This window comes from Streptomyces spororaveus (assembly GCF_016755875.1).
Classification (GTDB): domain Bacteria; phylum Actinomycetota; class Actinomycetes; order Streptomycetales; family Streptomycetaceae; genus Streptomyces; species Streptomyces spororaveus.
In genome coordinates, this window is sequence record NZ_BNED01000005.1 from 4189107 (window position 1) to 4215117 (window position 26011).

Below are 26011 nucleotides of genomic sequence, written 5' to 3' on the forward strand. Positions count from 1 at the left end.
TGGGGGCGACGTCATCGTCGCGCCTATCTTTCCAGACTCAGCGCGGGGGTCCAGACTGCCGGTCTCACGTAGTGGGCGAACGGCCCGGGATGTTTCACGTGAAACACCCCGGGCGCCCGGAAAAGGGCAGGTCAGGCCGGTCCAAGGGGCGGCCGGAGGGTGTCTTCACCCGTTCTCGCGGTGGCCGGACAACACCGGAAAAGCCGGACGGAAGCCGGACCGGGGCTGACCCGGCGCCCGAGCGGGGCCGGGCATGCGCGGCCCGACGCCCTTAGGACAGGCCGAGGTCCTCAAGGAGGTAGCCGGTGAGGTAGGGCAGGCCGGCCTCGGCGATCGCGTCGGCCGCACCGCGGTCGACGATGGTGGCGACGGCCACGACCTCGCCGCCGGCCTCGCGGACCGCCTCGACGGCGGTCAGCGGGGATCCGCCGGTGGTCGAGGTGTCCTCGACCACCAGGCAGCGCTTGCCCTTCACGTCGGTGCCCTCGATACGGCGCTGCATGCCGTGGGCCTTCTGCGCCTTGCGGACCACGAAGGCGTCCAGGCGCTGACCGCGCGCGGCGGAGGCGTGCAGCATCGAGGTCGCGACCGGGTCGGCACCCAGGGTCAGACCGCCGACGCAGTCGAATTCGAGCTCGGCGGTGAGGTCGAGCATGACCTGGCCGACCAGCGGGGCCGCCTCGCCGTCGAGGGTGATGCGGCGGAGGTCGATGTAGTAGTCGGCCTCGCGACCGGAGGAGAGGATCACCTTGCCGTGCACGACGGCCTTGTCCTTGATCTGCTGCAGAAGCGCATCGCGTGTGCCTGACGGCATTACTTCGTTGACGTCACTCATGCCTCTGAGCTTAGAGGGGGGTGAGGAGGGGACCTAGCCGAGGCGACGCCATGTCCAGGTCGTGGAGACCTCCAGCGGATCGACCGGGGTGACCAGGCGCGGGAGGGTGTTCAGCCCGTTCGGCGGGCCCGACTGGGGCTCCACGCAGACGGCCTCGGGCTCCTCGTCGTAGATGACCACCCATTCGGCCCGGCTGGTGACCCGCAGGGCGAGGGCGCCGGGCCAGGTGAGGGTGACGTCGACGCCGTGCGGCATACCGAAGCAGTCGTCCCAGGGGCGGGGCTTCGGATCGATGCGGTTGCCGTCGGGGATGTGGTCCTCGCCGCGCTCCTCCTGCCACGCGGGCTCGAAGGCGACCTCGGCGTCCGGCCCGCCGGCGTCGAGGTTGCGCTTGAACCAGGGGTGCCAGCCGACCTGGGCCGGGAAGGAGTCCCCGTAGGTCTCGACGCCCATGGTGAGGGTGAGCGAGTCCTCGGCGAGCGTGACGACCTGGGTCACCCGGCCGGGGTACGGCCACGGGTCGGTGAGGTCGTAGGTGAAGGCGGCCTCGGTGGCCGTGGCACCGGCCGGGCGCCACGGCGCGTCGCGGCCGAAGCCGTGGAGGGCGTGCGGCGGGTGGTTGAGCGGCATCTGATGGACGGTCGCACCGTCGTGGAACCGCCCGTTCGCGACCCGGCCGCACCACGGGACCATCGGGAAGGCCCCGTACCGCGGCCCCTGGCGCAGCAGTTCCGTCCCGTCGATGCGCAGGCTGCTGATCCGGCAGCCGTTCTCCTGGTCGACCGTCACCTCGGCGCCGCCGGCGCTCAGTTGCGTACTCATGCGGTCGACCCTAATGGGGACAGGCCCGCAGATCAGCGACGTCGCCGCAGGGCTCGGCCGATGACGACCGCCGAGGCCAGCGCGAAGGCCGCGGCCGGGGCGATCCAGCGCAGACTGTCGCCGGCGCCGGCGGAGGCGGGCGCCGGGACCGGGGCGTACCGGCCGCGCGGCGGCGCGTGGTCCACCTCCTCCGCGCTGCGGCCGATCATGGTGCGGCGGGCGTGGGCCGCCTCGGCCGGGGGCCGCGGGGCTCCGTCGGAGCCCTCGAACCGGCCGGCGAGGAAGGGGTCCAGGGACGGGGGCGGTACGTCGGTCTCGAAGAGGGAGGCGGTGATCTCGGTGACGTCGCCCTCGACGAGGCCGGGCCCCTCCGCGCCCTCCCCGCCTTCCGCTTCCTCGGCTTCGGCCACCGGATCGCTCACGGCGTCGGGCAGCGCGCCGAGGGTCAGCTGTCCGGCGGCCCGGTCCAGCAGTCGCCGCACGGCGGTGGCGGCCGCCTCGGGCGGGAAGGCGGCGGCGCGCCCGTCGGCGGTGGCCGCGGCGGTGAAGTCCAGCCGGGTCCCGTCCGCGACGGGGGCCAGCCGCAGGTCGACGGTGAATTTCACGGTCCCGCTGCCCCGGGCCTCCGTGCCCTCGCCGTCGAAGGTGAAGTGCCCGGGGTCCCGCTCGGTGACGCTCAGGGCGCCCCGGTAGGTCACGGTGCTCCCGCCGACCCGGACCTTGAGCCGGCCCGAGACCGGCCCGGCATCGGTGTCGGCGTCCTGCTGCAGCCCCGGCACGCACCGGGCCACCCGGGAGGGGTCGCGCAGCACGGCGCGGAGATCGTCTGCCGGTACCGGGACGAACACCTGATGCTCCATGTGGTCGAGCCTACCGACGAGACCCGCACCCGGTCACGAATACCGCGGGTGCGGCAGCGTCGACGGCGGAAGTCCGGGCATCCGGGTGCGTTCCGCGTCGCGGGCGGCGTCCTGCAGGGAACGGGTGGACAGCGAGCGCAGGGCGGGCGTGTCGCGGTCCACGCGCAGCGGCGGTTCCCGGTCCCGGGCGGCCAGCACGAAGCCCCAGTCCTGCGGCGGCGTCTGCGTCACGCCGTGGGGGGTGCGGTCGGGTCCGGCGGCGAAGCCGGTGAGGCGGCCGCCCGCGCTGTAGGGGGCGGTGCGCAGGCCGGCCGCGCGGAGGGTGGAGTCGACGGTCCAGTACGCGCGCGGTCGCGTGGCCAGCGGTCCGGCGTGCACGGCGATGCGGCCCCCGGGACGCAGGGCCCGCGCGGCCAGCCCGTAGAACTCCTGCGAGTACAGCTTCGTGCTGGGGGTGATGCCCGGGTCGGGGAGGTCGGAGACGATGACGTCGAAGCGGTCGCCGGAGGCCGGGCCCCGCAGCCAGCGGAAGGCGTCCTGGGTGACGACGGCCAGCCGCGGGTCCTCGTACACCCGGGCGTTGAGCGCGGAGAGCATCGGATCGGTACGGGCCAGGCGGACCACGCCGGGGTCGAGTTCGACGACGGTGACGGAGGAGACGTCCCGGTAGCGGAGCACCTCGCGCGCGGCGAGCCCGTCGCCGCCGCCGAGGACCAGGACGCGGGTGTGGGGGCCGGTCATCGCGGGGTGGACCAGGGCCTCGTGGTAGCGGTACTCGTCGTAGCCGCTGACCCGCAGCCGCCCGTCCAGGTAGAGGTCGAGGGAGCGCGGGGAGCCGGTCCGCGGTCCGGTGAGCACCAGCTCCTGCACCCCGGTCTGGACGGCGACCCGCACCTCCCCGCCGTAGACGGCGTGCCGGGCGGTCCGCTCGAAGTCGTCGGCGAGGACGGTCGCGGAGGCGAGCACGGCAAGTACGGTCACGTTCGCGCCGATCAGCAGCCAGCGGCAGCGCCGGCTCAGGTCGCGGCGGAAGAGCCACAGGACCAGCCCGCCGCCGACGATCACGTTGACGGTGCCGGTGACCATGGCTCCGGTGAGCTGGCCGAGCATCGGGAGCAGCAGGAAGGGGAAGGCGAGGCCGCCGACGAGGGCGCCCACGTAGTCGGCGGCGAACAGGTCGGCGACGGCCCCGCCCGCGTCCTGTCTGCGGATGCGCTGGATGAGGACCATCAGCAGCGGGATCTCCGCGCCGATGAGCACCCCGATGGCGAAGGAGAAGGCGACGAGCGCGGGGCGGGACTCCCCCAGCCAGGCGAAGCTCGCGTACAGCGCTATGGCCGACAGCCCGCCGAGGAGGGCCAGTCCGGCCTCGATGGCGCCGAAACCGAAGGCGGGCCGGTGGCGGAAGCGCTTGGCGAGCAGTGAGCCGACCCCCATGGCGAAGACCATGACGGACAGCACGACCGACGCCTGGGTGACGGAGTCGCCGATGAGGTAGGTGCCGAGGGCGAGCAGCTCCAGCTCGTACACGAGCCCGCAGGCGGCGCAGATGAACACGGTGGCCAGGACGAGGAGTCGGCCGGTCCGGGGCCGTACGGGCAGGGCGGCCGGGACGGTCGCGGCGCGCCGAGGCTCCGGGGCCGGGAGTACCCGGCGCGGGACGGAACGGTCGATCATGCAGCGAACCGTACGTCACCGCTCACTCGCATCCGGTCACCCACATGGGTGTAAGTGGCTTACTGATCCGGCCAGTTGGCGTAACCATGGCGGGATAATCACGCCCCCGCGCCCACTACAGCAGCGCGGGCGATTCCAGGGCCGCCTCGGCGGGCGCCCCGATCCGTACGCCCACCCGGGTCCGGGTGGCCACGAGCTGGCCCTCCTGCGGGTACGCGTGCCAGGTCCGCCAGCGCACCTGGCCCTCGTGGCGCTGCGCGAGCATGGCGGTGAAGGCGTGCGGACTTCCGGGAAAGGTGCCCGCTAGTCCGTTCGGGTGGTCCGCCACCAGTGCGAGCAGCTCCTGGGCCCGCCCGGCGAACGAGCCCCGGGAGAGGGTCTCGACCCGTGCGGCGAACTCGTACTCCCAGTCGCCCGCCCGCTTGGCCACGCCGAGCGGCAGCGGCGTACTGCTGCCGGGCATACAGGCGACGGTCTCCGAACAGGACACCTCCCCCTCCTCCAGAAGCACCTGGTGGGACGCCCCGAGCAGGCGCAACTCCACCTTCGCCCCCGAAAGTTCGAGGTTCAGTACGGCCAGGGCGGGCAGCCGGTCCCGTCCCAGGGCCCAGGCGAGATCGGCGGCACGCGTGTCGGTGTATGAGGTCTGGAGGGTCGTGAGCATGAGTCGGCTCCGCAAACGCGCGAGGGAGATGGGCCGGGGCCCGCCAGCGGTAGCAAGCACGGGTGGGGGGACACCGGCACGGGTCCACAGGAAGTCCAGGGAGGTCCGAGGACTGGTCTACTCAACCGAGGGAATCATGAAAGGCACGGCACTCACAGCGTTTTTACCCAACTTGACGGGGTTTACATCCCCCCGGGGGCTCCGCAGTTCACGTGTTCAACAGGTTGCGTCCCGCGCGTCGTCATGCATCGGCGAACGAGAGGGCGCCGGGCGGCAGTCGGACCGCCGAACTCCCTCGTCCGCGCGGTGCCCGCCGCCCCGTGTCAGCTGGAACCGCAGCCGCCGCCACCGCACGAGGAGGACGATCCTCCGCACGACGAGGAGGAGCCGCAGCCGCCCCCCGAGGAGCCGCCGTCCCCCCACCAGCTGGTGCCGCCGCCCCGGCCGCTCCGGCGGCGGCGGGACGTGCTCCGGCCCGTGGACGAGCGGACCAGCTTGGCAAGGAAGTACGCCGCGACGAAGAGCAGGATCACAACGAAGACGAACCCCATGTCCGCCACCTCTCTCACACCCCGGTCTTCCCGGGGGAGCGGGCTCCCCACGTCCCGCGTGAAGGGGGAATGCCCCAGGTCGGCACGGCTCAAAGCACACTTGAGGAAGTCCAGAGGTTGCCCCCAGGATGACGACCATGAGCACCTCTGTGAGCAGCGACCGCCCCTTCCTGAACCGCAGCCTGGCGGCCTTCGGCACGACGATCTTCGCGGAGATGTCGGCGCTGGCCACCCGCACCGGCTCGATCAACCTCGGCCAGGGTTTCCCCGACACCGACGGCCCGGCGCAGATCGCCGAGGCGGCCTCCCGCGCGGTCCTCACGGGACTCGGCAACCAGTACCCGCCGGGCCCGGGCGTCCCCGAGCTGCGCACCGCGATCGCCGCGCACCAGCAGCGCTTCTACGGCCTCGGCTACGACCCCGACACCGAGGTCCTCGTCACGGCGGGCGCCACCGAGGCCATCGCGGCCGCCCTCCTCGCCCTCCTGGAGCCGGGCGACGAGGTCATCGCCCTGGAGCCGTACTACGACTCGTACGCGGCCTGCATCGCGATGGCCGGCGCGGTACGCGTCCCCGTCACCCTGCGCCCGCACGCCGGAGCCTTCGCCCTCGACCTGGACGAACTGCGCGCCGCCGTCACCCCGCGCACCCGCCTGCTCCTGCTGAACACCCCGCACAACCCGACGGGCACCGTCCTGACCCCGGCCGAGCTCACGGCGATCGCCGAGCTGGCGGTCGAGCGCGACCTGCTGGTCGTCACGGACGAGGTGTACGAGCACCTGGTCTTCGAGGGCGCCCACACCCCGCTGGCGGGCCTCCCGGGCATGCGCGAGCGCACGGTCACCATCAGCAGCGCCGGCAAGACGTTCTCGTTCACGGGCTGGAAGGTCGGCTGGGTCACCGCGTCGCGCGAGCTGGTCGCGGCGGTCCGCTCGGCGAAGCAGTTCCTCACCTACGTCTCCTCGGGCCCGTTCCAGTACGCGATCGCCGAGGCCCTCGCCCTGCCCGACAGCTACTACGACACCTTCCGCGCCGACCTGGCCGCCAAGCGCGACATCCTCGCCGACGGCCTCGCGGCGGCCGGCTTCGAGGTCTTCCGCCCGCAGGGCACGTACTTCATCACGACCGACATCACCCCCCTCGGCGAGAAGGACGGCCTCGCCTTCTGCCGCGCCCTGCCCGAACGCTGCGGCGTGGTCGCCATCCCCAACCAGGTCTTCTACGACGACAAGGCCGCGGGCCGGACCCAGGTCCGCTGGGCCTTCTGCAAGCGGACGGTTGTGTTGGAAGAGGCGGTTGAGCGCCTCGGCCGGCTGGCTCACTGAGCGCGAGGCAGATGTACGTGCAGGCACAGGGCCCGGCCTTTCAGCCGGAGCCCGTGCTGTACGGGAACTACGAGTTACTCGGTGTCCTTGGGGTGCCGCGTGGACGCGTAGACCAGGATGACGGTCAACGTCTCGGGGCTGACCAGGTAGCGCACGCGGCCGCCACTCGTAACCTCGAACTCCCATTGCTCCAGCGCCGAGCCCTTCCACTCCTTGGTGGCGAGCCTCCCGCGTAGCTGATGCTGACGGTTCCAGTTATCCCGCGACAGCGGGTCGGTGCGCAACGCCTCCAGGCATCTGTGGGCGCTGGGCAGCGCTACGCGACACAGCTCCTCCCAACCCGTCACCGCCTCCGTGGCCCCGAAGACCACGTTCCAGCCGCTCAGGGGTGGAACGCTGACACGATCGCCCTTCTTGGGGCTCACCCGCCCACCTCGACCGGCCCCAGGTCATCCCCGTCGAGCGGTCGCAAAGCTTCCTTGAGCTGCTCCGGATCAGCGTTGATACGAGCCGTCGCCCTCCAGGACACCAGCGCACGGTGCACGGCCTCCCGGGCACCCAGCTCTGCCGCATCCGAAAGCGCTTCCAGGAGCTCCACGGTGAACGCGCGCATCTCTTCGTCGTCCAGGTGCCGCACCCAAGGGAAGACTTCGGGCAGAGCCAGCAGGAGCGACCGAGCACCGTCATCGTGCTTCATGAGCGCGAGGAAGAGCCGGGACGCCGTCGTGAGGTTCTCCTCGGTGCGCTCCGCGTGCACGGCCGTCGTCAACACCATGTCGGGTGCGTCCCGATGCGTGACGCGCAGAGAACCGAGGGCGGCCGCCCGGGCGGCTACGGCCTTCGGGTTTCTCGACAGGTCCGTGAACGAAACCGACTCGGGCTCGGCTCCCAGGTAAGCAAGGCTCATACTCAGACTGTACTCAGATTGTGGTCTGATTTCCAGCGCTGAGTGAACGCTCGGAGGACGCTCAAACCAGCCTTATGGGGCATGCCGACGGGGCACCCTCACGCCATGTCGACCGTCACCTCACCACCAACCGCAGAGACGGACGTCTCCCCTGTTCTGAGCAAGAAGGACGCCCTCCCCGAAGTGCATGGTTCGTGCCGATGAGGCCTGGGCGTCCGACACCGCCCGCAGGTGCTCACGCCTTGCCCTTCTGCAAGCGCGAGGACGTCCTGCGCGAGGCGGTCGAACGGCTGCGCGGGCTCTGAGGGCCGCCGGGCGGTCCGCTCCGGACGGGCCGTTCCGACACCGGACATCCGGCGTCCTTGCGGGGTTGTGGGGGTGGTGTGAAGCTGTGCGTCGTGCAAGTGCCCGAAGCCCTCACCACCGGGTGAGCGGACCCACCCGCGAGCTGGAAAGTCGGGACAGATGGCAACGGGCAGAGCGGCCGTGTCCGCGTCTCCGCTGGAGATGCGCGCCGTCCGGGCCGTACGGTCGGCCGCGCCGACCACCGTGATCGCGCTCGGGGTGTTCGCGGCCGTACGCGGGGCCGGGGTACTGGTGCTCGGCCTCGGGGCCTGGTGGGCCGGGCGGGATCCGCTGAAGGTGCTCGGCAGGTCCTGGGACTCGGACTGGTACCTGCGGATCGCCGCCCACGGCTACGGCCGGACCCTGATGTGGCCCGAGGCCGCCACCGGGACCGGGCCCGTGCAGAGCGACTACGCCTTCTTCCCGCTGTACCCCACCCTGATACGGATCGTCTCCGGGATACTTCCCGGCGGGATGGTCCCCGCCGCCCTCCTCGTCGCCTGGGTCTCCGCGGCCGTGGCCGCCCTCGGGATCTACCGGGTCGGGGAGCGGGTGACGGGGCCGCGCGCCGGGCTGCTGCTCGTCGGGCTCTGGGCGGCGCTGCCGCACGCGGTGGTGCTCACCCTCGCCTACACCGAGGCCCTGCTGGCCGCCTTCGCCGCCTGGTCGCTGTACGCCCTGCTGCGCGGCCGCTGGCTGTGGGCCGCCGGCCTCGCCGTACTGGCCGGGCTGACCCGGCCCACCGGGCTGGCCGTCGCGGCCGCCGTCTCGGCCATGGCCCTGTACACGGTCTTCGTACGAAGATCCCGCGCGCCCGGGGTGTGGCTGGCCGGGCTGGTGGCGCCGGCGGGCTGGGCGGCGTACGTCCTGGCCGTCGGGGTGAAGGTGAGCGACCCCTTCGGCGGCTACTTCGCCGTGCAGCGCGACTGGGGTTCCCGCTTCGACTTCGGCGCCGGGGCGCTGCGCTCCTCGGAGCGGGTCCTGACCGGCGGGCACGTGCCGCTCGCCACCACCGTGACGGTGGTCCTGCTGGCCATGGCCGGGCTGCTGGCGGTGCTGCTGCTCCTGGACCGCACCCCGCTGCCGCTGCTCGCGTACACCGCGGTGCTGCTGGTCATCGGCTTCGGCGGGGCCGGCTTCTTCGAGTCCAAGCCGCGCTTCCTGCTGCCGGCCTTCCCGCTGCTGCTGCCGATGGCCGCCGTCATGGCGAGAGCCCGGCCTCGCACCGCGGTCATGGTGACCGCGGTGGTGGCCGGGCTCGGTTACGGCTACGGGCTGTACCTGCTGCTGATCGCCCGCGTTCCGCTGTAACGGCTAGTTGTTGCTGTCGCCTTCGCCGTCGCTGTCGTCGTCGCCGTCGGTGGAGTCGATGTCCTGCTCCAGGCCGAGCTGCTCGACGAGCCACTTGTCGAACTCGATGGAGGCGCGGACCCAGCTGACCGTGGAGGACACGAAGTGCTCCAGGCTGACGCCGGTGCCGATCAGCATCTGCGCCTCACCGATCAGGCGGACCGAGCCGTCGTCGTGCGTGTGGCTGTAGACCTTCGGCCACAGGGTGCGGCGGTTCCAGTCGTCGATCGACTCGAGAAGCTGGGGCTTCTCGTCGATCTTGTGCGGACGGTCGTAGAAGGTCCGCACCGAGAAGACCTGCTGCTCGTCCTCGCCGCGGAACATGAAGTACGTGCGGAACTCCTCCCACGGCGCCGCGAGGTCACCCTCGTCGTCGACGACGTACTTGAGCTCCATCTGCTCGAGCAGCTGCTTGACCAGATCCTGGTCGGGGACGACGGGGCCCGCCGGTCCTGTGGCCTGCGGATCGGGCTGCTGCCCTCCGAAGTTCGGAATCGAGGCCGGGTCGATGCTCACCGTGTTTTCCCTTCGTGCGGATACCTGCATCCTCCCCCATGGCGCCCACCTTGTGTCCAGCCTCGCACGTACGATCCGCTCCCGGCGGAACCCGTAAGTCCCGGGTGAGAACCGAGGAGGAACCGGGCGGGCTCCGGAGCGGCGGGACCGGCCGCCGCCCCGGGGCTCAGAGGGCCTTGCCGACCAGCAGGTCCTCCCCCGCCACGTCGACCCGAACGGTGTCGCCATCGCGGACCTCGCCGGACAGGATCTCCCTGGCCAGGCGGTCGCCGATCGCCGTCTGGATCAGGCGGCGCAGCGGCCGTGCGCCGTACGCCGGGTCGTTGCCCTTCTCGGCCAGCCAGGCCAGGGCCTCGGGCGTGACGTCCAGGGCCAGCCGGCGGTCGGCCAGGCGCCGGGCCAGGCGGCCGATCTGGAGCTGCGCGATGTGCGCGAGCTCGTCCTTGGTCAGCGCGGAGAAGACCACGAGGTCGTCCAGGCGGTTGAGGAACTCCGGCTTGAAGGAGGCCCGCACCACGTCCAGGACCTGCTGCTTCTTCTGCTCCGGCGGGGTCAGCGGATCCACCAGGAACTGGCTGCCCAGGTTCGAGGTCAGGATGAGGATGGCGTTGCGGAAGTCCACGGTCCGGCCCTGGCCGTCCGTGAGGCGGCCGTCGTCGAGGACCTGGAGCAGGATGTCGAAGACCTCGGGGTGGGCCTTCTCCACTTCGTCCAGGAGCACCACGCTGTACGGGCGGCGGCGCACGGCCTCGGTGAGCTGGCCACCCTCCTCGTAGCCGACGTAGCCGGGCGGGGCGCCGACGAGACGGGCCACGCTGTGCTTCTCGCCGTACTCCGACATGTCGATGCGGACCATGGCCCGCTCGTCGTCGAAGAGGAAGTCGGCGAGCGCCTTGGCCAGCTCCGTCTTGCCCACGCCCGTCGGGCCGAGGAAGAGGAAGGAGCCGGTCGGGCGGTCCGGGTCGGCGATCCCGGCCCGGGTGCGGCGCACGGCGTCCGAGACGGCCCGTACGGCCTCGCCCTGGCCGATCAGGCGGCGGCCCAGCTCGTCCTCCATGCGCAGCAGCTTCTGGGTCTCGCCCTCCAGCAGCCGGCCGGCCGGGATACCGGTCCAGGCGCCCACCACGTCGGCGATGTCGTCGGGGCCGACCTCGTCCTTGACCATCGAGTCCTTGGAGTGCCCGGTCTTGGACGCCTCGGCCTCCTCCTCGGTGGCCTCCGCCAGCTCGCGCTCCAGGGTCGGGATCTCCCCGTAGAGCAGCTTGGAGGCGGTGTCGAAGTCGCCGTCGCGCTGGGCGCGCTCGGCCTGGCCGCGCAGGTCGTCGAGGCGCTCCTTGAGCTCGCCGACCCGGTTGAGGGACTGCTTCTCCTTCTCCCAGCGGGCGGTCAGCCCGCGCAGCTCCTCCTCCCGGTCCGCGAGGTCCTTGCGGATCTTCTCCAGGCGCTCGATCGAGGCCGGGTCGGACTCGTTCTTCAGGGCCAGCTCCTCCATCCGCAGGCGGTCCACGGAGCGCTGGAGCTCGTCGATCTCCAGCGGGGAGGAGTCGATCTCCATGCGGAGCCGGGACGCGGCCTCGTCGACGAGGTCGATGGCCTTGTCGGGCAGGAAGCGGGAGGTGATGTACCGGTCGGAGAGGGTCGCGGCGGCCACCAGCGCGCTGTCGTTGATGACGACCTTGTGGTGGGCCTCGTAGCGGCCCTTGAGCCCGCGCAGGATCGCGATCGTGTCCTCGACGGAGGGCTCGGCGACCAGCACCTGCTGGAAGCGCCGCTCCAGCGCCGGGTCCTTCTCGATGCGCTCGCGGTACTCGTCGAGGGTGGTCGCGCCGACCATCCGCAGCTCGCCGCGGGCCAGCATGGGCTTGAGCATGTTGCCCGCGTCCATGGCGGAGTCGCCGCCTGCGCCCGCGCCGACGACCGTGTGCAGCTCGTCGATGAAGGTGATGATCTGGCCGTCGCTGGACTTGATCTCCGCGAGGACCGTCTTCAGCCGCTCCTCGAACTCGCCGCGGTACTTGGCGCCGGCGACCATGGCGCCGAGGTCCAGGGAGACGAGGCGCTTGTTCTTCAGGGACTCGGGGACGTCGCCCTTGACGATGCGCTGGGCCAGGCCCTCGACGACGGCGGTCTTGCCGACGCCGGGCTCGCCGATGAGCACGGGGTTGTTCTTCGTACGGCGCGAGAGCACCTGGACGACGCGCCGGATCTCCTGGTCACGGCCGATGACCGGGTCGAGCTTGCCCTCACGCGCGGCTGCGGTGAAGTCGGTGCCGAACTTCTCCAGGGCCTTGTACTGGCCCTCGGGATCGGGGGTGGTCACCCGCCGTCCTCCTCGTGCGTTCTCGAAGGCGTCGAGCAGCTTCTTCGCCGTCGCGCCCTGGGTGGAAAGGACCTCGCCGGCCGCGCCGCCCTTGGCGGCGAGGGCGATGAGGAGGTGTTCGGTCGAGAGGTAGTCGTCGCCGAGCTTGCCGGCCTGCGCGTCCGCCTCGGCGAGTACGGCGAGCAGGTCGCGGGTGGGCTGCGGGGGCGCGACGGTGGAGCCGGTGACGCTGGGCAGGGCGGCGAGCAGCCGCTCGGCGCCGGCCCGGACGGCGGCCTGGTCGGCGTCGGTGGCGACCAGCAGGTCGATGACGTTCTCGTTGTCCTCGCCGGCGAGCAGGGCCAGCAGCAGGTGCGCGGGGGTCAGATCGGCATGGCCGTCCTTGACGGCCCTGCTGGTGGCCGCGTTCAGCGCGTCCCGGCTCTTGTTCGTCAGTTCGGCGTCCACTGCGTCTTCTCCTCTCCCCGAGGGGTAGCTCCGACAACAACACTGACAGAGTCAGCGTACGCAAAGTTGAGTCTATTCCACTCAAGGCAGGCGGGGACACCGTTGCCCCGTACTCTTCGGGCCATGTCCCACGACGTACTCAATCCGACGCCCGAGTACCTCGCCTTCTGGCGGGAGCGGCACGTCTGCACCCTGACCACCCACCGCCCGGACGGCACGCCCCACGTGGTGCCGGTGGGCGTGACCTACGACCCGGAGGCCGGCCTGGCCCGGGTGATCAGCAACAGGCACAGCAGGAAGGTGCGCAACGTCCTGGCGGCGCAGGAGGCGCACCCGCAGGGTGCGCGGGTGGCGGTCTGCCAGATGGAAGGGCGCCGCTGGGCCACACTGGAGGGCCGTGCGGTGATCCGCACGGACGAGGCGTCGGTCGCCGACGCGGTGGCGCGCTACGCGGAGCGCTACGGGCGCACGCCGTCGCCCAATCCCGACCGGGTCGTCATGGAGATCACCCTGGACCGGGCCATGGGGCGCGCGTAGACCGTTGATCCTTCATCTTGTCCGGTTCGGACACTGGACGAGGGCATCACAACGGCGCCATCGTGGTCAGGTCCACGATGGCGCCGTTGTGTGGGGGTAGCGCCTGAGCGATCTGGAACGACGGGGGAATCGCTTCAGGCACTGCGGGGGGTGGCGGTGGTGATATCGGGTTCGAAGAGCTGGTGGTCACGCTGATCGAGATTGACGAAGACCATTCCGTAGCGCACCTCGCAGCGGACGGGCTGCGGCGCGCCCCGCGGGCGGCGCAGGCACCGGTAGGCACGTACGTCCTCGTCCTCCTCGCGCACGACGACGATCGGTTGGCCGAACAGGGTGACCATCAACGAGTCGCCGGGGTGGGGGATGGCCGTGGCGAGATCGATGAATTGCCAGCCCGAACGGTAGGCGGAGGCCATTTCGCGGCGGAAGCCGCGATCGTCGGGGGTCATGCGGACACCGTCACAGGCGCGTCGGTCCAACCCGTATCGCCGTTTCCGCCCAGCTGGTGGCTGGTCCAGCCGGTGTCCGCGTACTTACGCGCGGGCGCCGTGGTCCAGCCGGTGTCGTCCGTGCTCGTCAGGCTCGTGCCCTGACCGTCCCTAGCGCTCCCCGCGTCACTTTCGACGGCGCTGACTGCCCCAAAAACCGCAACGGCGGAGAAAACTATGGCAAGCACCGAGCGAAGCATTCTCTTGTACATGGTCGGCTTCGTCCTCACTTGATGGAATCCTCTCCCCCGCGTGACAGACGATGGCTCATTCAGGCACGTCAATGCCACAGGGACGATGCATCATGTTCTTGCATGTTCAGGACCCTGGGGGGTGGAGATTTGACGCGAAACCAGACAAAGACGACACATCCCCACCCTGTGACGTCCATGTGCGCCGAGGGGACGCGGCTCTACGCGACCGCGCTGAGCACCGGCCGGATCGCCCGGGGCGAGATCCAGAACGCCCCCTGCCTGCTTGAATTCGCTCTTCTGCAGCCCGACCCGGATGACGCGAACCAGCTCCGTCCGGTTCCGCCGTCCGTCGCTTTGGCTCAACGGCTCCATCCGATTGAACGCGAGATCCAGGACCGCCGACGCAGCGCTGTAGATCTCACCGACACTTTCGAGCCTTTCCTCGCCATCAGCGCACAGAGCCCGGCCAACACCCACGCCATCACGGTGCTGGAAGGCTTCGAACAGATCAACGCCGCCCTGAACCTCGCGACGGCCGAATGCCATACCGAGGTGCTGACGGTCCAGCCCGGCGGCGCCCGCCCCTCGCTGGCCCTCACCCAGGCCCTGGAGCGCGACCAGCCGCTGATCGACCGCGGGGTCAGCATACGGACCCTGTACCAGCACACCGCGCGGCACAGCCAGGGCACGCTCGCCTACGTGGAGCGGATCTCCACGGGCAAGGTAGAGATCCGCACGCTCGAAGAACTGATCGAGCGTCTGATCATCTTCGACCGCACGGTCGCCTTCATCCCGGTGAGCGACGACCGCCGGGTCGCCCTGGAGCTGCGCCACCCGGGCCTGGTCGACTACCTCATCAAGGTGTTCGAGCAGCTGTGGCACCGCGCTGTGCCCCTCCAGGAGGAGGTGACGTACCGCAGCACCCCCGGCGGGATCTCCGGCGTGCAGCGGACCATCGCCCAGCTCCTCATCGAGGGCCACGTGGACGAGGCCATCGCACGCCGCCTCGGCATGAACGTCCGCACCTGCCGGGCGCACATCGCCAAGCTCGCCACCATCCTCGGCAGCGGCAGCCGGGCACAGCTCGGCTACCTCATCGCCCAGGCCGGCATCCTGGGCCGCCCCTCGGGCCCGGAGCAGGACTGCGAGGGCCACCCGGACCACGAGGCCCACGACCCGGACGAGGGCGGGCTCTGAAGCCCCGCCCGCAGCACTCGCGCACGCGGAGCACCGCCGGTGACGGCACGGCGCCCTCCCCGATCCATCCGGGGAGGGCGCCGTGGCCCGCAGACGTCATGCCGTCGGTCATCCGATGGTGAGGAAGGTGCTCCAGCCGTCTTCGTCGCGTCCGGTGGCGCCGCCGTAGGTGGTGGTGCCGCCCTGGAAGTAGTACTGGTATCCGTCGTAGGTGCTGACGCCCCAGATGTCGGGGATGCCGTCGCCAGTGTTGTCCTCGGTGCCGAGGACCATGGGCCAGTCGGTGCGGTTCCAGGCGGTGGTGGCGTAGGTGTAGTCGACGCCGCCTTCGGCGTTCGCCGCGTACTGCAGGGAGGTCAGGTCCGCGCCCGCGATGGCGCCCGCCTTGCCCTTGCGCAGGGCCATGGTGCGGTTGGCGTTGGCGTTGTCGCGGAAGAGGAGGTCGGGGATGTTGTCGCCGGAGACGTCGCGGACACCGACGATGTCGCGGGCGGCCCAGCCGGTGGCCATCTTGCGGTAGGAGGCGAAGCTGGATCCGGTGTAGCCGGAGAACGCCCAGAAGCCGTCGGCGTCCAGCGCGAACAGGTCGGGCAGGCCGTCACCGTCGACGTCCTCGGAGACCACGATCTGCCGGAAGGTCGCCGGGTCGGGTGCGGACGCCGGCAGCTGCATCTCGATCCGGCGGCCCGCGTCGAACTGGCCGGTCCCGGTGCCGGGGTAGATGTACAGCTTTCCGTCGGGCATCCGGGCGATCATGTCGGTGATGCCGTCACCGGGATGCCAGTCGGTGGCATGCCCGATCAGGGCCGGGATCGTGGACGCGGGGTCCTTGAAGTGGCCCGGCGCGACGGGCTTGCCGTTCTGAACGGCGCCGGGGATGAACGCGTCGGTGTCGCCCTGGCGGTCACCGGCGTAGGTGCGCAGGTTGCCGTCCTTGTCGATGGCCAGGAGGTCGGCGAACTGGTCGCCGGTGACGTCGCCGGGCTTGTCGGTGCCGATGCGGGGGCTGACGTAGAAGAGGTATTCGGTGGGAACGGAGACGTTGCCCGCCTGGTTGACGGTACGGACGTACAGGACGTTGGGTCCGGCGGTGTCGACCTGGAGCTTGACGGAGGCGAGGTCACCGCTGGCGGGGACGGCCTTGTTCTCCCAGGACGGCTTGTTCAGGGACCACTGGTACTCGCGGATGGTGCCGGCCGCGGTGCCGTTGCCGCGGATCTCGACGACCTGGTCGGGGGTGGAGGCCGGGTTCACGCTCCACTCGGCGGCGTCGGGGCCCGGGGCGGGGAAGTGCGCGGAGGAGACGGCCGGGTTGGCGGGCGCGCTGTGGTCGACGGTGAAGGTGCACCATCCTCCGCCGCCGGAGTCGGCGGGGCCGGAGCCCGCGGACCACCAGCCGTCCCAGTCCTGGGTCCGGGAGAGCCAGAAGTACTTGCGGCCGGAGGTGAAGGAGGCCCAGGGGACGGACTTGGTGACCACTCCGTCGCTGTTGGGCCACAGCCACTCGTTGGCGATGTTGGTTCCGTTCTCGGCGTCCCAGACCTCGATCTGGACCTGCTTGAGGTTGCCGTCCCGGTCACTGCCCTTGGACTGGAAGGACACGTCCGTCTTGCCGATGCTGGTTCCGGTGCCGCTGGTCAGGCACGGGCCGCCCGGGGAGGTGTTCATGTTCGACGCGAGCGGGATGTCGGGCCGGGTGTTGTAGACGACCTCGATGTACGGGGCGCTCTCACCGTTGGCGAGGAGCTTCTTCCAGTAGTACGAGTCCGACTCGTTCGGCGCCTTGAAACCCAGCGAGAGGGCACCCCAGTTGGCGCTCGCGGCCTGGGTCACCAGGCCCTTGATGTCGGGGGCGACCCAGTTGTCGGGGCAGGAGGAGTTGTAGCCGTAGCCGGCCATCTCGGTGGCGACCTTGTTTCCCCACCAGCCCGTGGTGTTGTTCCACGTCGAGGACGAGGACACGAACGGGGTGGAGTAGATGTCCATGGCCTTCTGACTGCACGACCACGAATAGGTCTGCAGGGCGCGGACACTCGCCGACTGGATACCCGCACCGTACAGTTCGGGCCCGAAATAGAAATTGAACACCGAACGGGAAGTGCCGCCGGAATCCGACTCGTAGCCGACGCGGGCCTCGTTCGTGCCCGACGCATTGTAGTTCTGGCCGTTGTAGAAACTCGAATCGCCGGCCGTCTTGTAGAGCAGCGACCAGGCGTGCTTGTGACCCTTGTACGAAGGATCGACGAAGACCGGATACACGGTGTCCGCGGCATTCAGCAGCGCCGCATCCGGCTTCAGGGACAGCGTGTTGTCCCTGAAAGAGGCCGCGGCGACCGACAGGTGCGCGCGCTCCGCACCGGCCAGACCCGCCAGCCCCAGCGTCGGATGCTCCTTCGCGGCAGCCGGGGCCTTCCACGCGGGCACGTCATCGGTCGTGGCGACCTTCCCCGACGAATCCCACATCAACGGCGACGGCGACCCCGCCACCTCCTCGCCCTTCGCATCCCGGGCGGACAGCGATCCGGACGCGGCATCGAGCTGGAACTGCAGATCAGGGGAAGCGAGCCGGTAGTTGACCTCGGCCAGCAGCGGATCCGCGGCGGCCTGCCTGTCCTTCACGACCAGCAGGTGCGAATAGCCACCGTCCTGCGCCGTCATCAGCAGATCGATGCCCGGCCGCACATTCTCGTACAACGCCCGCGGACCGTCGATCACCGGCGCCGGCAGCACACCCGGCCACGACACCGACATGTCATGCCCGTCGACATTAAGACGCACCAGCTCGGTCCACACCTGACCCGGCGCATCCACCGCCGGAGCGGACCGCACCACACCACGCGAAGACCGCCCGGCACCCGGCGTTCCCGCACTGAAAACAACCGACCCGTTCACCGCCTTCGCGGCGAACCCGCCCTCGACCTGCTGCAGATCGGTATCGATCGCCTTCCACACATCCCCGACCCTCGCCCGGACTGCGGAGCTGGAGATGTGCTTCTTGAACAGACCGTCCGGCTGCGCCCACGTCGTCGTATTCGCACTCCGGTCGGCCGTCACCTCGACGTCCTTGCCCGTCTCGGCAGCCAGCTTCCGCGCCTGCGGCGCCGCCACCGGACCACCCGCCCCGCCGGACGCCTTCCCCTTCGGCTTCTCGCCCCCACCCAGCTGCACACCCACGGGCACGGCAACAGCCACCGCGAGCAGAGCAGCCAAGCCGCCCACCGCTCTGCGGCGCCGGTACCAGCTACGTCTCGGTGGATCGTCGGCCACGGGCTCGGCTTCGGTCTCGGAACCGCTGACAGCCATTCTTCGCTCTCCCCCTCGGGCACGTTCACAAAACTGCGACCCGATCATGAACCATCCCCCGGTCGCCGTACCTCACCGGCCGCGACATCTCACATTCCGATACACCGAAATCGCGCCACTTTTCCCGATATCCGAAACCCTCCGAGTGATTAAAACCACTCACACCCCTCGGGCAGTGGACTTACCGATAGCCCTCACCCCAAGATCTGCTGGCAATTTGTCAATTCCCTGCGGTTCGGAGCGTCCGACATTCGAGCCGCAGCGGCATGGGGGGTAAACGATGTCGCCCTTTGCGGCGAGTAATTTGCGCCTGCCCGGAAACGGGAAGGCGCGCAAACACCTGGCGCGTACCGGAATCGCACTGTCTGCGGTTCTGGTGGCCTCTCTTCTGCCCGCCCAGGCATGGGCGGCGCCTCCGGGTGACCGCACCGGAGTCCAGCTCCCTGGGCTCCAGGCCGATCTGAAGGCCAAGCTCGACAAGGTCGAGGCCGCAAAGCTTGAGGGGTGGGCCGGCGCTCCGGCCCAGCCTCCGGCCGGTTACGAGCCCTCCAAGGTGACTCCTCCGGCAGCCGGTTCGGCAAATGTCGCACTGAATCCGGGCACCGGAGGCGCGCTGGTGCAGGCGGGCACCCTGCCCGTCAGCATCGGCAAGGCGTCCCCCACGGAGAGCAACCCGACTCCGCCCGACCCTTCGGGCACCTGGTCGGTGGCGGTCGAGGCCCGTACGGCCACCGAGTCGGTCGGCATCGACGGCGCGATCATCAAGGTCACGCCCCCGGCCGAGGGGTCGACGCCGGTAGACATCCAGCTCGACTACAAGCAGTTCGAAGACCTCTACGGCACCGAGTGGGCCACCCGTCTGGAACTCAGGCAGCTCCCCGAATGCTTCCTGACCACGCCCACGATTCCCGAGTGCACCACCGCAAAGGCCGTTCCGACCACCAACGACCCGGCCACCGGCACCGTCCGTGCGACCGTGGACCCGGCCACGGGGCCGGGCCAGGGTCTGCGGACCATGGCACTCAGCGGCGGTGCGGGCCCGACCGTGCTGGCGGCGACGGACTCCGCCTCGGGTGCGGGTGGCACGTACAAGGCCACCTCGCTCTCCCCGTCCGGCTCCTGGAGCGCGGGCGGCAGCGGCGGCGGCTTCTCCTGGAGCTACCCGCTCGGCGTACCAGCGGCCCCGGCGGGCCCTGAGCCGAAGATCGCCCTCTCGTACGGCTCCCAGTCGGTCGACGGCAAGACCTCGGTCGCCAACGGCCAGGCCTCCTGGATCGGTGACGGCTGGGACTACCACCCCGGCTTCGTCGAGCGGCGCTACCGCCCCTGCTCGGCCGACCTCAAGGGCACGCCGAACAACAACAACAGCGCGGACAAGAAGAAGAACGACCTGTGCTGGGCCGGCGACAACATGGTGATGTCGCTCGGCGGCAGCACCACCGAGCTCGTCAAGGACGCCACCACGGGCAACTGGATCCCCGCGGACGACGACGGCTCCAAGGTCGAGCGCCTGACCGACGCGAACGTCGCCAACGGCGCCAAGGACGGCGAGTACTGGCGCGTCACCACCCGCGAGGGCACCAAGTACTACTTCGGCCGCCACGACGTGGACGGCGCCGGGACCCGGCCCGTGACCGACTCGGTCTTCAACGTCCCCGTCTTCGGCAACCACCCCGGCGAGCCCTGCTACCAGAGCACCTTCGCCGCCTCCTCCTGCAAGCAGGCCTGGCGCTGGAACCTCGACTACGTCGAGGACGTGCACGGCAACGCACTGATCATCGACTGGAAGCGGGAGGAGAACCGCTACTCCAAGAACGAGAAGTGGAAGGAGAAGAACAGCGCCGAGGTCGGCTACGTCCGCGGCGGCTACCCGTCCCGGATCACCTACGGTCTGCGGGCGGACAACCTCTCCGGCGCCCCGGCGGCCAAGGTCGAGTTCACGGTCGACGAGCGCTGCGTCAAGGAAGGCGCCACGAAGTGCCAGGACTCGGAGTTCACATCGAAGAACTACGAGGTCAAGCAGCCTTGGTGGGATACCCCGTCCACGCTGAACTGCACGTTCACCGATGAGACCTGCTACGTCTCCGTCCCCACCTTCTGGACCCGCAAGCGTCTGACCGCCATCACCACCTACGGCCAGCGCACCGAGGGCACCACCGATCTCTCCAAGGTCGACCAGTGGACCCTGCAGCAGTCCTTCCCGAAGCAGCGCACCGACACCCACCCGCCCCTGTGGCTGGAGTCGATCAGTCGCACCGGGTACGGCACGAAGAAGGACGAGAACGGCAACCAGCTCAGCGCCCCGCTGCCGCCGGTCTCCTTCCTCGCCAACGTCCAGGACATGCCCAACCGCGTCGCGAAGAGCGCCAACGACGCCACCCCGGACTACGACCGCCTGCGCGTGGAGACCATCCGCAACGAGACCGGCGGTGAGATCTACGTCGACTACTCCGCGCCGTGCCCGGTGGGCACCACCCACCCCAAGCCCGAGGAGAACACGGGCCGCTGCTTCCCCAACCACTGGTCCCCGGACGGTGATCTGGAGACGCCCCCGCTGGAGTGGTTCAACAAGTACGTCGTCGACAAGGTCGTCGAGAAGGACCGCGTGGCCCGCCAGCCCGACGTCACCACCAGCTACACCTACGAGGGTGACGCCGCCTGGGCCAAGGACGACGACGAGTGGACCAAGCCCGAGCTGCGCACCTACAACCAGTGGCGCGGCTACGCCTCGGTCGTCACCACGAGGGGTGTCACCAGCACCTCGGTCGCGAAGGAGGCCACCGAGCAGGCCCTGACCAGGACCCGCTACTTCCGGGGCATGTCCGGCGACGCCGGCCGCCCCGTGATCACGGTCAAGGACTCCACCGGCACGGAAGTCCTCGGCGACGACCTGCCCCAGTACGCGGGCAAGGCCGCGGAGACCCTCACGTACACCAAGGCCGGGGGCACCATCGCCGCCCGCGACCTCAATTGGTACGAGAGCAAGAAGACCGGCTCCCGGCCCCGCACCGGAACCACCGACCTTGAAGCCTTCCGCGTCAACACCAGGCAGACCGACCAGTACGAGGCAATCGACGGCGGCACGCGCCTCATACGTGCGGTCGACACCTACGAGCCCGTCTACGGCCTGAAGACCAGCACGGAGACCGAGGCCAAGACCTCGAACGGCTCCGGCGGCTGGACCGTCAACGACCAGAGCTGCAGCACCACCACCTACGTCCACAACACCACCAAGTACCTGATCGGACTGGTACAGAACGTCCGCGCCACCTCCGGCACGTGCGCGCAGGCGGCCACCGGCACCCTGCTGTCCCAGACCCGCACCGCGTACGACGCCCTGAACGCCTTCGGTACCGCGCCGGTCAAGGGCCTGGTCTTCCAGACCGACACCCAGGACGGAGCGGGCACCGGCTGGATCACCACCGGGCGCTTCGAGTACGACGCTCTCGGCCGCGTGGTCAAGTCGTACGACCCCGCCGGCAACGCCGTCACGACGACGTTCACCCCGGCGACCGGACCGGCCTTCACCCAGGCCGCCACCAACACCCTGAACCACAAGTCGACCACCAAGGTCGACCCGGGCCGCGGCCTGGTCCTGGAGCTCACCGACCAGAACAACCGCAAGATCACCTCGGCATACGACCCCCTGGGCCGTACGACGGCGGTTTGGACACCTTCCCAGAACCCGGCCACCGACAAGGCCCGGCAGACCTTCGACTACCAGATCACCGAGCACGAGCCCCCGGCCGTCACCTCGCGCATCCTGCGGGACAACGGCACCTACGAGAGCTCCATCGAGATCTACGACGGCCTGCTGCGCCCGCGCCAGACCCAGGCGGAAGCCGTCGGCGGCGGCCGCCTGGTCAACGACAAGCTGTACAACGCGAACGGCACCGTCCGCCGGACCAACAACGCCTACTACGCGGAGGGCGAGCCGGACCGGAACATCTTCGTCCCGGAGACCGACTTCCACGTACCCAACGCCACCGCGACCGCCTACGACGGCCTCGGCCGGCCGGTACGCAACACCACGCTCTTCGCGGGCACCGACCACCACTCCGATGTCACCGCGTACGGCGGCAACTGGACCCTCCAGCGCAGCGGCATGTCGGCGAACGGTTCGACCGCGCTGCCGGGCAGTCAGTCCACCAAGACCTGGACCGACGTGCTGAACCGCACGACGCTCATCCAGAAGGCCACCGCCAACGACCTGACCACCTGGAACGACACCACCTACACGTACGACGTGCGCGGCAAGCTGGCCAAGGTCACCGACGCCGCCGCCAACAACTGGACGTACACCTACGACGCCCGCGGCCGCCTGACCGGCTCCACCGACCCGGACATGGGCGCGGCTTCCTTCGGCTACAACAACCTCGACCAGCAGGAGTGGTCGCAGAACTCGGCCGGCAAGAAGACCTACACCCTCTACGACAAGATCGGTCGCCCGACCGAGTCGCGCGAGGACTCCGCAACCGGCCCGCTCGCGGCCTCGTGGGTCTACGACACCCTGGCCGGAGGCAAGGGCAAGCCCGTCTCGTCCACCTCCTACAGCAACGGCGCGGCGTACAAGAGCGAGATCACCGGCTACGACACCGAGTACCGTCCCACCGGGACAAAGATCACCATCCCGGACAACGCCGCCACCAAGGGCCTGGCCGGCACGTACGCCTACAGCACCACCTACACCCCCACGGGCGCGGTCCAGTCGACGACCCTCCCGGCCACCCCGGGCGGCCTCGCGGCCGAGAAGCTGATCACGCGTTACAACGCCGACGGCCTGCCCCAGACCGTGTCGGGCCTGTCCTGGTACACCGCCGAAGTGGCGTACAGCCCCTTCGGCGAGGTCCTGCGCACCGCGTCGGGCAACGCCCCGAACCGGGTGTGGACGACCACGATGCACGACCCGAACACGGGCCGTGTCACGCAGTCGATCGCCGACCGGGAGACGCCGAACGACCACCGGATCTCGGCGCTGTCCTACACGTACGACGTGGCGGGCAACCCGACCTCGATCACGGACACCCGGGCCGGCGGCCTGATCGACCGGCAGTGCTTCTCGTACAGCCCGATCGGGCAGCTCACCCAGGCCTGGACCGGCAAGACGGCCGCCTGCACCGGGCCCTCGCTGAACGACGTCACCGCCGGTCCGGACGGTGACGGCTACTGGCAGTCGTACAAGTTCGACGCCGTCGGCAACCGCACCGAGCTGGTGAACCACCACCTCACCAACTCCGCGCTGGACCAGACGACGACGTACTCCTACGGCGTCAACACCTCGCCGGCCGGCCAGGCCCCGGTCATGACCAAGCCCCACGCCCTCACCAAGGCGGACAAGAAGCAGGGAGCGACACCCCTCTCCCAGTCCACCTACGAGTACGACGCCGCCGGCAACACCAAGACCCGGAAGATCGACACCGATACCCAGGCCCTGACCTGGGACCGCAACAACAAGCTCGCCGAGGCGTCCAGTCCCGGCATCGGCGCCGTCGCCATCACCGGCCTGTCCGGCAAGTGCCTCGACGTCGACGGGGGCCGCACCGCGGACGGCACCGCCGTCCAGCTGTGGCCCTGCAACGAGTCGAAGGCGCAGCAGTGGCGCCTCAGCGGCAACACCGTCCGGGCCCTGGACAAGTGCCTGACCGCCCAGGGCGGCAAGGCGGTCGTGGCCACCTGCAACGGCGGACCCGAGCAGAAGTTCGTTTACCGCACCGCCGACAAGACGCTCTACAACGCGGCGGCCAACGCCTGCGTCGACGTCCCGAACGGCAACGACGCGGACGGCACCGACCTGCTGATCTGGGCCTGCGCAGGCGCCACCAACCAGCAGTGGAACCCGTCCGACACCACCACCAAGTACATCTACGACGCGAGCGGCACCCGGCTCATCGAGGAGACCGGCAGCAGCCGGACCCTCTACCTCGGTGAGACCGAGTTCACCGTCAACAAGGCCGGCCAGGCCATGGACGCCGTCCGGTACTACGGCGGTCCCGGCGGTGTCACCACCACCCGGCAGACCTACGGCAAGGCGACCGGCCACAAGCTGACCGTCCTGCTGGCCGACCACCACAACACCGCGACCGTCGCGGTCGAGCAGACGGCCGGACAGCCGGTCACCCGCCGCAAGTTCGACCCGTACGGCAACCAGCGCGGCGGAGCGGTCAACAACTGGCCCGGCAGCCGCACCTTCCTCGGCACGGGCGTCGACGACGCCAGCACCGGCCTCACCCACATCGGCGCCCGCGAATACGAACCGGCCACCGGCCGCTTCATCTCGGTCGACCCGGTCATCGACGTCACCAACCCGCTCCAGATGAACGGGTACAACTACGCGAACAACAACCCGATCTCGCAGATGGACCCGAGCGGTCTCGAGAGCTGCTTCGGGTACGGCTACTGCGGTGGTGGCGGTGAAACCAACGGCCTGACCATCGAGGAGCACAACAAGACCAAGGGCAACGACACCAGACCGCCCAGGGTCACCGTCACCGTCGACAAGCAGGGCGACATCCACGTCAACGGTGGACGTCTTCTCACCGCCGAGGAACTGAAGGTCCGCTACCCGGCCAAGAAGACCTACTACGAGCGGATGAAGACCTGGCTGAGCACGGAGAAGTGCCGCCACATCGACGACCAGAAGACCGCCTTCTGCCAGGGTGCGGCCGACCTCGGCCTCTTCGACTACGAAAGGTCCGCACGGGACGCCGAGATCGGCGACTTCATGCTCCTGGTCATCGTCCCGGACGCGGCCGCATGGGCGTCCTGCGCCTCCTTGTCCGTGAAGGGCTGCGCGGTATCCGCTCTGGACCTCCCATGGGGCAAGTGGGCCAAGGGCATCAAGATCTTGGTGAAGGGCGAGAAGAAGCTGGACAACTTCAACCTACCGGGAGTCAAATGTGCTAAATGCTTCCTCGCCGGCACCGACGTCCTCATGGCCGACGGCACCACCAAGAACATCGAAGACGTCGAGGTGGGCGACGAGGTAAAGGCAACCGACCCCGAAACCGGGGAAACCGGAAGTCGTCAGGTCACGAACTTGATCGTCACCGAGGACGACAAGTACTTCAACACGCTCTCGATAGCCACCGAAGACGGCATTGAAGAGCTCACCGCCACCCACGAGCACCCCTTCTGGTCCCCCTCGGCCAACACCTGGCTGGAAGCACGGGAACTCACCGCCGGGGCGTCCCTGCTCACGGACGACGGCACGACCGTCATCGTGACGGCCAACAAGCCCTACACCCAGCACGCCCGGACCTACAACCTCACCGTCGATGACCTGCACACGTACTATGTGCTCGCGGGCTCTACTCCGGTTCTGGTTCACAACAGCGACTGCCTCTTCGGCTCCCCGCTCAAGGACGGAATCTTCGGCCAGAGCAAGGCCGCTACCAAGGATCGGATCCAAGAGGTCGTTGATTTCTTCGACATGAATGGGCGCCCGCCTGCCATGACACATCAGGGCAAGCGAAGCGGTCGACCTGTCGGAGAGTATGGAAATGGCAATGGACAACTCCCGGACAGGCCTCTCGGCTACTACACGGAGAGCGACGTCTGGCCTTCTGCCCAAGGGACCGGGCCTCGCGGATCGGAGCGTCTCGTGTTCGGAAAGAAGGGTGAGGTGTACTACACCACCAGCCACTACGACAATTTGATCCGGCTTCGCTGAGAAG

Annotated in this window: 17 protein-coding genes; 5 read left to right on the forward strand and 12 right to left on the reverse strand. The window is 69.6% G+C overall.

The annotated features are described in order from the left end of the window. Positions 1-271 precede the first annotated feature (271 nt). The 6 genes from pyrE to Sspor_RS21185 form a co-directional block, all read right to left on the reverse strand. Complete coding sequence (gene pyrE, locus Sspor_RS21160) at positions 272-835, reverse strand: orotate phosphoribosyltransferase (RefSeq protein ID WP_237403953.1); 564 nt, start codon at positions 833-835, stop codon at positions 272-274. Positions 836-868: 33 nt separating this feature from the next. Beyond that, positions 869-1657, reverse strand: coding sequence for an aldose epimerase family protein (locus tag Sspor_RS21165; protein ID WP_202200535.1), 789 nt, complete (start codon positions 1655-1657; stop codon positions 869-871). 32 nt (positions 1658-1689) lie between these two features. Next, complete coding sequence (locus Sspor_RS21170) at positions 1690-2517, reverse strand: SRPBCC family protein (protein ID WP_202200536.1); 828 nt, start codon at positions 2515-2517, stop codon at positions 1690-1692. Positions 2518-2550: 33 nt separating this feature from the next. Next, a complete protein-coding gene (locus Sspor_RS21175; protein WP_202200537.1) occupies positions 2551-4194 on the reverse strand; it encodes a polyamine aminopropyltransferase in 1644 nt (547 codons plus the stop codon). Between the two features lie 115 nt (positions 4195-4309). Then, a complete protein-coding gene (locus Sspor_RS21180; protein WP_202200538.1) occupies positions 4310-4858 on the reverse strand; it encodes a DUF2617 family protein in 549 nt (182 codons plus the stop codon). A 323-nt stretch (positions 4859-5181) separates the two neighbouring features. Beyond that, complete coding sequence (locus Sspor_RS21185) at positions 5182-5409, reverse strand: hypothetical protein (protein WP_202200539.1); 228 nt, start codon at positions 5407-5409, stop codon at positions 5182-5184. Between the two features lie 137 nt (positions 5410-5546). Between Sspor_RS21185 and Sspor_RS21190 the strand changes: the two genes are divergently transcribed. Further along, a complete protein-coding gene (locus tag Sspor_RS21190) occupies positions 5547-6734 on the forward strand; it encodes a pyridoxal phosphate-dependent aminotransferase (RefSeq protein ID WP_202200540.1) in 1188 nt (395 codons plus the stop codon). A 74-nt stretch (positions 6735-6808) separates the two neighbouring features. Here Sspor_RS21190 and Sspor_RS21195 read toward each other — a convergent pair whose 3' ends face one another. Together Sspor_RS21195 and Sspor_RS21200 are read right to left on the reverse strand one after the other, a co-directional pair. Beyond that, positions 6809-7159: a hypothetical protein gene (locus tag Sspor_RS21195; protein ID WP_202200541.1), complete on the reverse strand. Its 351-nt coding sequence runs from the start codon at positions 7157-7159 to the stop codon at positions 6809-6811. Continuing rightward, entirely contained in the window at positions 7156-7641 is a 486-nt protein-coding gene (locus Sspor_RS21200; protein WP_237403954.1) for a prevent-host-death family protein, read from the reverse strand. Before Sspor_RS21200 ends, Sspor_RS21195 begins: the two co-directional genes overlap by 4 nt. A 465-nt stretch (positions 7642-8106) precedes the next feature. Between Sspor_RS21200 and Sspor_RS21205 the strand changes: the two genes are divergently transcribed. Beyond that, positions 8107-9297: a putative hexosyltransferase gene (locus tag Sspor_RS21205; RefSeq protein ID WP_202200542.1), complete on the forward strand. Its 1191-nt coding sequence runs from the start codon at positions 8107-8109 to the stop codon at positions 9295-9297. Positions 9298-9300: 3 nt separating this feature from the next. On the opposite strand, the gene Sspor_RS21210 is transcribed toward Sspor_RS21205, so the two are convergent. Continuing rightward, entirely contained in the window at positions 9301-9852 is a 552-nt protein-coding gene (locus tag Sspor_RS21210; RefSeq protein ID WP_202200543.1) for a type III secretion system chaperone family protein, read from the reverse strand. A 166-nt stretch (positions 9853-10018) separates the two neighbouring features. After that, complete coding sequence (clpB, locus tag Sspor_RS21215; protein WP_202200544.1) at positions 10019-12619, reverse strand: ATP-dependent chaperone ClpB; 2601 nt, start codon at positions 12617-12619, stop codon at positions 10019-10021. A 123-nt stretch (positions 12620-12742) separates the two neighbouring features. Here clpB and Sspor_RS21220 point away from each other — a divergent pair, with 123 nt between their 5' ends. Continuing rightward, the gene (locus Sspor_RS21220; protein WP_202200545.1) at positions 12743-13156 is read left to right on the forward strand and encodes a pyridoxamine 5'-phosphate oxidase family protein; all 414 of its coding nucleotides are present in this window, start codon (positions 12743-12745) and stop codon (positions 13154-13156) included. Between the two features lie 134 nt (positions 13157-13290). On the opposite strand, the gene Sspor_RS21225 is transcribed toward Sspor_RS21220, so the two are convergent. Continuing rightward, on the reverse strand, positions 13291-13605 hold the full coding sequence (locus Sspor_RS21225) for a Rieske (2Fe-2S) protein (RefSeq protein WP_030383724.1): 315 nt from the start codon (positions 13603-13605) through the stop codon (positions 13291-13293). Positions 13606-13958: 353 nt separating this feature from the next. Between Sspor_RS21225 and Sspor_RS21230 the strand changes: the two genes are divergently transcribed. Then, positions 13959-15035 (forward strand): helix-turn-helix transcriptional regulator, encoded by a 1077-nt coding sequence (locus Sspor_RS21230; RefSeq protein ID WP_202200546.1) that lies wholly within the window; start codon positions 13959-13961, stop codon positions 15033-15035. 108 nt (positions 15036-15143) lie between these two features. Here the strand turns inward: Sspor_RS21230 and Sspor_RS21235 are convergent, their stop codons facing one another. Next, positions 15144-18245 carry an FG-GAP-like repeat-containing protein gene (locus Sspor_RS21235; protein WP_202199063.1) on the reverse strand — a complete coding sequence of 1034 codons (3102 nt, stop codon included), beginning with the start codon at positions 18243-18245 and terminating at the stop codon, positions 15144-15146. A 469-nt stretch (positions 18246-18714) separates the two neighbouring features. On the opposite strand from Sspor_RS21235, the gene Sspor_RS21240 reads away from it, so the two are divergent. Next, positions 18715-26007, forward strand: a complete 7293-nt coding sequence (locus Sspor_RS21240) for a ricin-type beta-trefoil lectin domain protein (RefSeq protein WP_237403955.1) — start codon at positions 18715-18717, stop codon at positions 26005-26007. The last annotated feature ends 4 nt before the right edge of the window (positions 26008-26011 follow it).

Excerpts from the sequence above, each read along its gene's own strand:
- Sspor_RS21200 (WP_237403954.1), bottom strand. The coding sequence starts at position 7,641 with ATGAGCCTTGCTTACCTGGGAGCCGAGCCCGAGTCGGTTTCGTTCACG.
- Sspor_RS21180 (WP_202200538.1), bottom strand. The coding sequence starts at position 4,858 with ATGCTCACGACCCTCCAGACCTCATACACCGACACGCGTGCCGCCGAT.
- pyrE (WP_237403953.1), bottom strand. The coding sequence starts at position 835 with ATGAGTGACGTCAACGAAGTAATGCCGTCAGGCACACGCGATGCGCTT.
- Sspor_RS21225 (WP_030383724.1), bottom strand. The coding sequence starts at position 13,605 with ATGACCCCCGACGATCGCGGCTTCCGCCGCGAAATGGCCTCCGCCTAC.
- Sspor_RS21190 (WP_202200540.1), top strand. The coding sequence starts at position 5,547 with ATGAGCACCTCTGTGAGCAGCGACCGCCCCTTCCTGAACCGCAGCCTG.
- Sspor_RS21175 (WP_202200537.1), bottom strand. The coding sequence starts at position 4,194 with ATGATCGACCGTTCCGTCCCGCGCCGGGTACTCCCGGCCCCGGAGCCT.
- Sspor_RS21205 (WP_202200542.1), top strand. The coding sequence starts at position 8,107 with ATGGCAACGGGCAGAGCGGCCGTGTCCGCGTCTCCGCTGGAGATGCGC.
- Sspor_RS21230 (WP_202200546.1), top strand. The coding sequence starts at position 13,959 with ATGTTCAGGACCCTGGGGGGTGGAGATTTGACGCGAAACCAGACAAAG.
- Sspor_RS21165 (WP_202200535.1), bottom strand. The coding sequence starts at position 1,657 with ATGAGTACGCAACTGAGCGCCGGCGGCGCCGAGGTGACGGTCGACCAG.
- Sspor_RS21185 (WP_202200539.1), bottom strand. The coding sequence starts at position 5,409 with ATGGGGTTCGTCTTCGTTGTGATCCTGCTCTTCGTCGCGGCGTACTTC.
- Sspor_RS21170 (WP_202200536.1), bottom strand. The coding sequence starts at position 2,517 with ATGGAGCATCAGGTGTTCGTCCCGGTACCGGCAGACGATCTCCGCGCC.
- Sspor_RS21220 (WP_202200545.1), top strand. The coding sequence starts at position 12,743 with ATGTCCCACGACGTACTCAATCCGACGCCCGAGTACCTCGCCTTCTGG.